This window comes from Vibrio sp. 2130-1 (assembly GCF_033339515.1).
In genome coordinates this window covers 1-503 of record NZ_JAWOUT010000782.1, presented here as the reverse complement: position 1 = coordinate 503, position 503 = coordinate 1, and the positions used below count along the sequence as shown (strand labels likewise).

General features: G+C 40.6%; 1 protein-coding gene. It reads left to right on the top strand.

The genetic code is table 11. The features are described from left to right. Positions 1 to 71 precede the first annotated feature (71 nt). On the top strand, positions 72 to 503 hold a 432-nt coding region (gene ati1, locus R7Q09_RS28680; RefSeq protein ID WP_318144275.1), incomplete at its 3' end, for an Ati1 family type III secretion system chaperone.

The window sequence follows — 503 nt, the reverse complement described above, 5'->3', positions numbered from 1 at the left end:
CACCCTCACTCTTATACTCTTTCCCAAAATGAGTAATAACCATAATAAATTTTTAGATTGAGGGGAAAACAATGGATATCTACCAAGAAAGCATCAGTTTTTTAGGTAACGACGCGAACTTCGATGCAAACGGATTATTTCAATGCGAACTGTCATCGAATACAAATGACCATGATGAAGCGCTTTTCTTAACCATATTTAAGAACGAAACCACCATCAATTTGCACATGTCGTTGACCAGCCCTGTTGAGTTGCCAACACCTCTGCCAGAAGCCATCGCAATTGCAATCGGTGAACACGCGCTAGAACCATTTCGAGGTGGTTTCGGTGTTGGTTTAATGCCGGACAGCCGCAGACTGACCGTTTATAAGGTTATTTCGTTAGCTAATAAGCCTCAAAGTTATGTTCAAAACACATTCCAACAACTGCTAGAAAAAATTGAGCAGTGGCACCTCTTCATTGAACAAAACGATAACGAAGAAGCAATTCCAGAACAATTACCT